The following is a 7,170-nucleotide window of genomic DNA, read 5'->3' as shown; positions in this document are numbered from 1 at the left end:
CCTTTATATTATTTTAATTTTAGAAGTAATACGCTATATTAAGACTATAGTATGATGTTTATCATCAGAAAATAGAGTATAGTTTAATTAAACAAAACAACGATTTATTAATTCGGAGGTTAACGTAATGAATAAACTAATACAGTCACTTTCAGCGCTCGGAGTCTCCGCAACTCTTGTTACCCCAAATTTAAGTGCCGAAGCAACATCTAATCACGCTCCTGAACTTAAAGGCGTTAATGATATTGTTATTCAAAAAGGTCAAAAATATAATTTATTAAATGGAATTAGTGCTTTCGATAAAGAAGATGGTGATTTAACTCATAAAATCACGGTAGATGGTCATGTTGACACAACAAAAGTTGGTAAATACAAAGTACAATATCACGTTATTGACTCAGATGGGGCTCAAGAAACATCAACTAGGTACATAGAAGTTAAATAAAATGTCATATTTATGAAATTTAGATGAGATAAAATTCTCATCTTTTTTTATGCTTAAAACCCTTGAAAACGCTGAAAATGATAACATTTCTCAACTACAAACACTTAAGTCTTAATTTTGTCATTTTTCACAGAATAGACACATAATTTTAACAAATCTTACATTCCCCGTCATTCCTATCGTCATTAGTTTTTTCCTATTTATAAATATAATTTTTTTCTTATAAGTACTTGTAAATATCGCGTAATAAACTAAAATTAATGGTAAGCTCTACATTTGTAGTATTAGGAGGTCAAAAAAGTGTCAAAATTTAAGTCTTTGCTTCTAATGTTCGGGACACTTGTTTTACTTAGCGGGTGTTCGAACTTAGAAGTATTTAATGCAAAAGGGCCAGTAGCAAGTAGTCAGAAGTTCTTGATTATCTATTCAATCATCTTCATGCTTGTTATTGTTGCTGTTGTACTTACAATGTTCGCTATTTTTATTTTCAAATATAGCTATAATAAAAATAACGAATCAGGTAAGATGCACCACAATTCTTTAATTGAAACAATTTGGTTTGTGGTACCGATCATTATCGTTATCGCTTTAGCTATTCCAACAGTTAAAACGTTATACGATTATGAAAAACCACCTGAAAGTAAAGAAGATCCAATGGTTGTCTATGCAGTGAGTGCTGGATATAAATGGTTCTTTGCTTATCCAGAACAAAAAATTGAAACAGTTAATACATTAACTATTCCAAAAAATCGTCCAGTAGTATTCAAACTACAAGCTATGGATACAATGACTAGTTTCTGGATTCCTCAACTAGGTGGTCAAAAATATGCCATGACTGGCATGACAATGGATTGGACTTTAACAGCCGATCAAACTGGTACTTTCAGAGGACGTAACTCAAACTTCAATGGTGAAGGTTTTGCTCGTCAAACATTCAAAGTTCACTCTGTAGACCAAAAAGATTTCGATGCTTGGGTAAAAGATGCTAAAGGTAAGAAAACTATTAGCCAAGATGAATTTGATAAACAACTTCTTCCAAGCACGCCTAATAAAGAATTAACATTTAATGGTACACATATGGCATTCGTTGACCCTGCAGCTGATCCAGAGTACATTTTCTATGCTTATAAACGTTATAATTACGTTCAAAGAGATCCTAACTTTGTTTCTGAAGATAAGTTATATGAAGGTGTAACAGATAAACCTCAGAAACCAGCTCGTAAGGTTCAAATCACTAACGCTAACTATAAGCGTCATGGTATGAAGCCAATGATTTTAGGCAACAATGATCCTTATGATAATGAATTCAAGAAAGAAGAATCTCATAACTCTGAGGAAATGGAAAAAATCAGTAAAGGAGCTAAAGACGAAAATGCGTCTAAGCTTCAGCACAAAGACAATGATCATGGAGGTGAACATTAATGAATTTTCCATGGGATCAATTGCTCGTTAAAGGTAACTGGATGATTACAATGGCACAAATTGGTGCACCATTCTTAGTTATCGGACTTATCGCAGTAATTACTTATTTCAAATTATGGAAATATCTTTATAAAGAATGGTTCACATCCGTAGACCATAAAAAAATCGGTTTAATGTACTTAATCTGTGCGGTACTAATGTTCGTCCGTGGGGGTATTGACGCGTTATTATTACGTACTCAATTAACGATTCCAGATAACAAATTCTTAGAATCAAACCACTATAACGAAATTTTCAGTACACACGGCGTAATCATGATTATCTTTATGGCCATGCCGTTCATTTTTGGTTTATGGAACGTAGTAGTTCCTTTACAAATTGGGGCACGAGATGTGGCATTCCCAGTTATGAATAACATTAGTTTCTGGTTATTCTTTGTTGGTATGATCTTATTCAACCTTTCGTTTATCGTTGGTGGATCACCAGCAGCTGGTTGGACAAACTACGCGCCATTAGCTGGCGAATTTAGTCCAGGACCTGGAGTTAACTACTACTTAGTTGCGATTCAGATTTCGGGTATCGGTACCCTAATGACTGGTATCAACTTCTTCGTAACAATTTTAAGATGTAAAACTCCAACTATGAAATTCATGCAAATGCCAATGTTTACTGTAACAACTTTCATTACGACTTTAATCGTAATTTTAGCGTTCCCAGTATTTACAGTTGTTCTTGCATTAATGACAGCTGACCGTATATTCGGAACTCATTTCTTCACAGTAGCAGATGGCGGTATGCCAATGTTATGGGCAAACTTCTTCTGGGTATGGGGGCACCCTGAGGTATATATCGTTATCTTGCCTGCATTTGGTATTTATTCAGAAATTATCCCAACATTTGCTCGTAAACGTTTATTCGGACATCAAAGTATGGTGTGGGCAACTGCTGGTATCGCATTCTTAAGTTTCTTAGTTTGGGTTCACCATTTCTTCACAATGGGTAATGGTGCGTTAATTAACTCATTCTTCTCAATTTCAACAATGTTAATCGGTGTTCCTACCGGAGTTAAATTATTCAACTGGTTATTAACATTGTACAAAGGGCGTATTACTTTCGAGTCACCTATGTTATTCTCATTAGCCTTCATCCCTAACTTCTTATTAGGTGGGGTTACAGGTGTAATGTTAGCGATGGCATCTGCTGACTATCAATATCACAATACTTATTTCTTAGTAGCCCACTTCCATTACACATTAGTTACCGGTGTAGTATTTGCCTGCCTAGCTGGTTTAATCTTCTGGTATCCTAAGATGATGGGTTACAAATTAAATGAAAAACTTAACATCTGGTGCTTCTGGTTATTTATGATTGGATTTAACGTATGTTTCTTACCACAATTCATTCTTGGATTAGATGGTATGCCACGTCGTTTATACACTTACATGCCATCAGATGGTTGGTGGTTACTAAACGTTATTTCAACTATCGGAGCATTAATGATGGCTGTTGGCTTCCTATTCTTAGTAGCAAGCATCGTTTACAGTCATATTAAATCACCTCGCGAAGCAACTGGTGATAACTGGGATGGTTTAGGACGTACTTTAGAATGGTCAACTGCTTCAGCAATTCCACCTAAATACAACTTTGCCATTACTCCAGATTGGAATGACTACGATACATTTGTTGATATGAAAGAACATGGTCGTCACTTCTTAGATAACCATAATTACAAAGATATTCACATGCCAAACAATACTCATACTGGTTTCTTCATGGGTATCTTCATGTTAATCGGTGGTTTCTTCTTAATCTTTGATACTATTGTTCCTGCAATCATCTGCTTAGTTGGTATTTTAGGTACATTAGTTTATCAAAGCTTCGTACAAGACCATGGATATCATATCCCTGCTTCTGAAGTTGCCGAGAATGAAGCTCGCTTAAGAGAAGCTCGTATTAAAGAAAGGGAGGCTGTAGGTCATGAGTCATGATACAAATACTGTTGATTCACGTACGCACGAAGGTCAATTAAATAAACTTGGCTTCTGGATTTTCCTTACAGCCGAATTCGCGTTATTCGGTACCCTGTTCGCAACGTTATTAACGTTGCAACATGGTGGCGATTACGGTGGCAAAATGACAACTGAATTATTCGAGTTACCGCTCGTATTAATCATGACATTTGCCTTATTAATTAGTTCTTATACATGTGGTATTGCAATTTACTACATGCGTAAAGAGAAACAAAACTTAATGATGTTTTGGATGATTCTTACATTACTTTTAGGTTTAGTGTTCGTTGGATTCGAAATTTACGAGTTTGCGCACTACGCTTCTGAAGGTGTAACACCTAAATTAAGTTCTTACTGGTCAAGTTTCTTCATCCTATTAGGTACTCACGGTGCCCACGTATCATTAGGTATTGGTTGGATTATTTGTTTATTAATCCAAGTTGCTACACGTGGATTAAATAAATTTAATGCTCCTAAATTATTCATTGTAAGTTTATACTGGCACTTCTTAGATGTTGTTTGGATCTTCATCTTCACTGCCGTATATATGATAGGGATGGTGTATAGCGGATGAATACAATTGTAAAACATACAGTCGGCTTTATTGCCTCAATCGTTTTAACGTTATTAGCAGTTTTCGTAACTCTATACACAAACATGACATTCCATGCTAAAACAACTATCATCTTTGGTTTTGCTTTCATTCAAGCTGCAGTTCAATTATTAATGTTCATGCACTTAACTGAAGGTAAAGATGGTCGTTTACAATCGTTCAAAGTTATCTTTGCGATTATTATCACTTTAGCAATCGTTATTGGTACTTATTGGGTTATGCAAGGTGGACACTCTCACCACTTATAATTTGATAAGCACCCTATTTCAAAAACCTGTATTGAAACGTTTTCGTTTCATGCAGGTTTTTTATTTTTCAAATGATTTATTTATAAATCCCCCTATTTTTTTACATTAATAAATGGCTATACTTTACATTAATAGTAAAATTAAAAATATGATAACTTTTATTTAGGAGGTAATTGAGATGGCTTTACCTATTATCATAGATACAGATCCAGGCATTGATGATGCGGCTGCGATAAGTTTAGCGCTATGTCATCCTAACTTTGACGTCAAGATGATTTCTACTGTTAATGGCAATGTTGATATCGAAAAAACAACTATGAATGCTTTAAAACTTAAAACCTTTTTTGACAGTGATGTTCCTGTCCATAAAGGAGCTGAGAAACCTTTATTAAATGAAATAAATAGCGCGAGTCATGTCCATGGAGAGAGTGGTATGGACGGTTATGAATTTCCAGATACTTCTTTAGAGGAACTTACTCCAACTCATTCAGTAGAGGCTATGTACGAAATATTAGTAAACGCTAAGGAACCTATTACTCTTATTGCTTTAGGTCCACTAACTAATCTCGCCCTACTTTTCAATATTTATCCTGAAAGCAAATCTTATGTTAAAGAAATTATTTTGATGGGTGGAAGCACAGGCCGTGGCAATGTAACTCCCCTAGCAGAGTTTAATATTTATTGTGATCCTGAAGCTGCACATATAGTATTTAACAGTGGCTTACCTTTAACGATGATTGGCTTAGATTTAGCACGCCAAGCGTTATTTACCCATGAGTTTATTACTTCTTTTAAAAAGATGAATCAAACGAGTTCAATGCTTTATAATATATTCCAACATTATAGAGAAGATGATTTCGAAATAGGCTTAAAATTGTATGATGTGTTTACTATTTTATATTTGATGGATAGCGAGAGTTATGAGGTTAAAGCAGCTGATGTGCAAATTGAATTACAAGGTAATTTAACGCGTGGCGCTACAGTGGTGAATTTCAAATCTAACTATCCTAATTGTAGTGTAGTCACATCTACATTTAATAATAATTATGAACAAGTCTTTTTAGATATGCTTAGCGAATGTAAATAATAATCTGAACATAAAAATAACGCTGTATTGTTAGAGTGAATAATTTGCATTCATTCTATATCAATACAGCGTTATTACTCATTAATAACTGTAGTATGATGTTTGATTTAATAATCTATCATAAATATGCGAGATTTTATTTTCATTTGAAACTTTATTCTCATTAGCAATATTAGTTCCCATAACAACAGTATAGCGTTGGTTAAAGTAAACAGTGAATATTTGTCCGAAAAATACCCCATTGATACGATCACGTTGTTGGCTAACATAAAAACCATAGCGATACGATTCTGGATACATTGTGCTACCCATTTGTTGTAATAAAGGCGTTGTGGTAAATTCATTAAATATTTTATTTTGTTGCAAGTTTTGAACTAATTGTGCCATATCATATGTTGTCATAAATAAATTACCTGCACCATAGTACTGGTCTAATATATTTGGATGCATTGTTTTAAGTTTATTGTTAATAATTTTGTATCCAGTAGCCATATATTTTTGATAAGGTTTTTCATTGAAAAATGCGCTATTCTCTAAACCATTTGGCTTAGCGATGTCTTCATAATAATTTTCAACATATGACTTGTGTGTAACCTTTTCAATTACTTGAGCTAAAACTAAATAGTTTGCATCATTATATAAATGTTTATGGTAAAACTTATTATCTATGCCTCTTTGTTGAATCATATGTACTGCACTATCTAAGCTTTTAGACTTTGGAGAAGCCTCAAATTTATACAACCCACTTTTGTGTAACATTAAATCTTTTAAAGTAATTGTCTTAGAAGTTTTAAACCATGGAAGGTATTTAGTTACTGGATCATTAATATTAACTTTATTTTCTAATTCTAATTTTTTTAATATTAAGCCTGTAGTAAATTTTTGAGCTGAACCAATTAAATACATTGTATCTGGTGTATTTTTTACACCTTTTTTCATATTGCGATAACCATAGCCTTTGTTTAAGACTAATTTCCCACGATCAAGGATTGTGATTGAGCCGTTAAATTGTACACCTTTTAAATATGTATCAATATTTTTCATATTGATATCGTTTGCTTCAACAGTTTTTAAATGCTGAATTTTCTTTGGCTCTTTATCTCTATTTAAAAGATACATTTTATTATCATTTTCTTTATTATATTCGCTTATTTTATGTTTAGCGCTTATTAGTTTCATTGAGAAAATGATAATCAATAAAACTAATACACATAATACTACTGTAAAAAATACTGCTTTTATTTTATTTGTCTTCATCTGTTGCCTCTTTATAATTAAACGAATAGCACTATAATAAAATTAAGTTATCCATTTAATTTATATTCATTTAATATTTTATATTATAT

General features: G+C 33.2%; 7 protein-coding genes. 6 read left to right on the top strand and 1 reads right to left on the bottom strand.

Annotation, left to right across the window (positions count from 1 at the left end):
* Positions 1 to 127 precede the first annotated feature (127 nt).
* The 6 genes from CD128_RS08410 (at position 128) to rihC (ending at position 5,824) form a co-directional block, all read left to right on the top strand.
* Entirely contained in the window at positions 128 to 445 is a 318-nt protein-coding gene (locus tag CD128_RS08410) for a DUF5011 domain-containing protein (RefSeq protein WP_103329530.1), read from the top strand.
* Positions 446 to 745: 300 nt separating this feature from the next.
* Positions 746 to 1,867 carry a cytochrome aa3 quinol oxidase subunit II gene (qoxA, locus tag CD128_RS08405; RefSeq protein ID WP_103329529.1) on the top strand — a complete coding sequence of 374 codons (1,122 nt, stop codon included), beginning with the start codon at positions 746 to 748 and terminating at the stop codon, positions 1,865 to 1,867.
* Positions 1,867 to 3,855, top strand: a complete 1,989-nt coding sequence (gene qoxB, locus CD128_RS08400) for a cytochrome aa3 quinol oxidase subunit I (RefSeq protein WP_103329528.1) — start codon at positions 1,867 to 1,869, stop codon at positions 3,853 to 3,855. The genes qoxA and qoxB overlap by 1 nt, the downstream gene beginning before the upstream one ends.
* Complete coding sequence (gene qoxC / locus CD128_RS08395) at positions 3,845 to 4,450, top strand: cytochrome aa3 quinol oxidase subunit III (RefSeq protein WP_103329527.1); 606 nt, start codon at positions 3,845 to 3,847, stop codon at positions 4,448 to 4,450. Before qoxB ends, qoxC begins: the two co-directional genes overlap by 11 nt.
* Positions 4,447 to 4,737 (top strand): cytochrome aa3 quinol oxidase subunit IV, encoded by a 291-nt coding sequence (gene qoxD, locus CD128_RS08390; RefSeq protein WP_103329526.1) that lies wholly within the window; start codon positions 4,447 to 4,449, stop codon positions 4,735 to 4,737. Before qoxC ends, qoxD begins: the two co-directional genes overlap by 4 nt.
* Positions 4,738 to 4,915: 178 nt before the next feature.
* Positions 4,916 to 5,824, top strand: coding sequence for a ribonucleoside hydrolase RihC (gene rihC, locus CD128_RS08385; protein WP_103329525.1), 909 nt, complete (start codon positions 4,916 to 4,918; stop codon positions 5,822 to 5,824).
* 81 nt (positions 5,825 to 5,905) lie between these two features.
* Here rihC and CD128_RS08380 read toward each other — a convergent pair whose 3' ends face one another.
* Positions 5,906 to 7,081, bottom strand: a complete 1,176-nt coding sequence (locus tag CD128_RS08380) for a serine hydrolase domain-containing protein (RefSeq protein WP_103329524.1) — start codon at positions 7,079 to 7,081, stop codon at positions 5,906 to 5,908.
* Between the last annotated feature and the right edge of the window lie 89 nt (positions 7,082 to 7,170).

The organism is Staphylococcus croceilyticus (assembly GCF_002902575.1).
In the GTDB taxonomy this organism is placed as follows: domain Bacteria; phylum Bacillota; class Bacilli; order Staphylococcales; family Staphylococcaceae; genus Staphylococcus; species Staphylococcus croceilyticus.
The sequence above is the reverse complement of the archived record's forward strand: the minus strand, read 5'-3'. Positions and strand labels throughout refer to the sequence as shown.

Bases quoted from the DNA above. Each gene is read 5' to 3' on its own strand.
- CD128_RS08380 (WP_103329524.1), bottom strand. From the start codon at position 7,081: ATGAAGACAAATAAAATAAAAGCAGTATTTTTTACAGTAGTATTATGT.
- qoxB (WP_103329528.1), top strand. From the start codon at position 1,867: ATGAATTTTCCATGGGATCAATTGCTCGTTAAAGGTAACTGGATGATT.
- qoxD (WP_103329526.1), top strand. From the start codon at position 4,447: ATGAATACAATTGTAAAACATACAGTCGGCTTTATTGCCTCAATCGTT.
- qoxC (WP_103329527.1), top strand. From the start codon at position 3,845: ATGAGTCATGATACAAATACTGTTGATTCACGTACGCACGAAGGTCAA.
- CD128_RS08410 (WP_103329530.1), top strand. From the start codon at position 128: ATGAATAAACTAATACAGTCACTTTCAGCGCTCGGAGTCTCCGCAACT.
- rihC (WP_103329525.1), top strand. From the start codon at position 4,916: ATGGCTTTACCTATTATCATAGATACAGATCCAGGCATTGATGATGCG.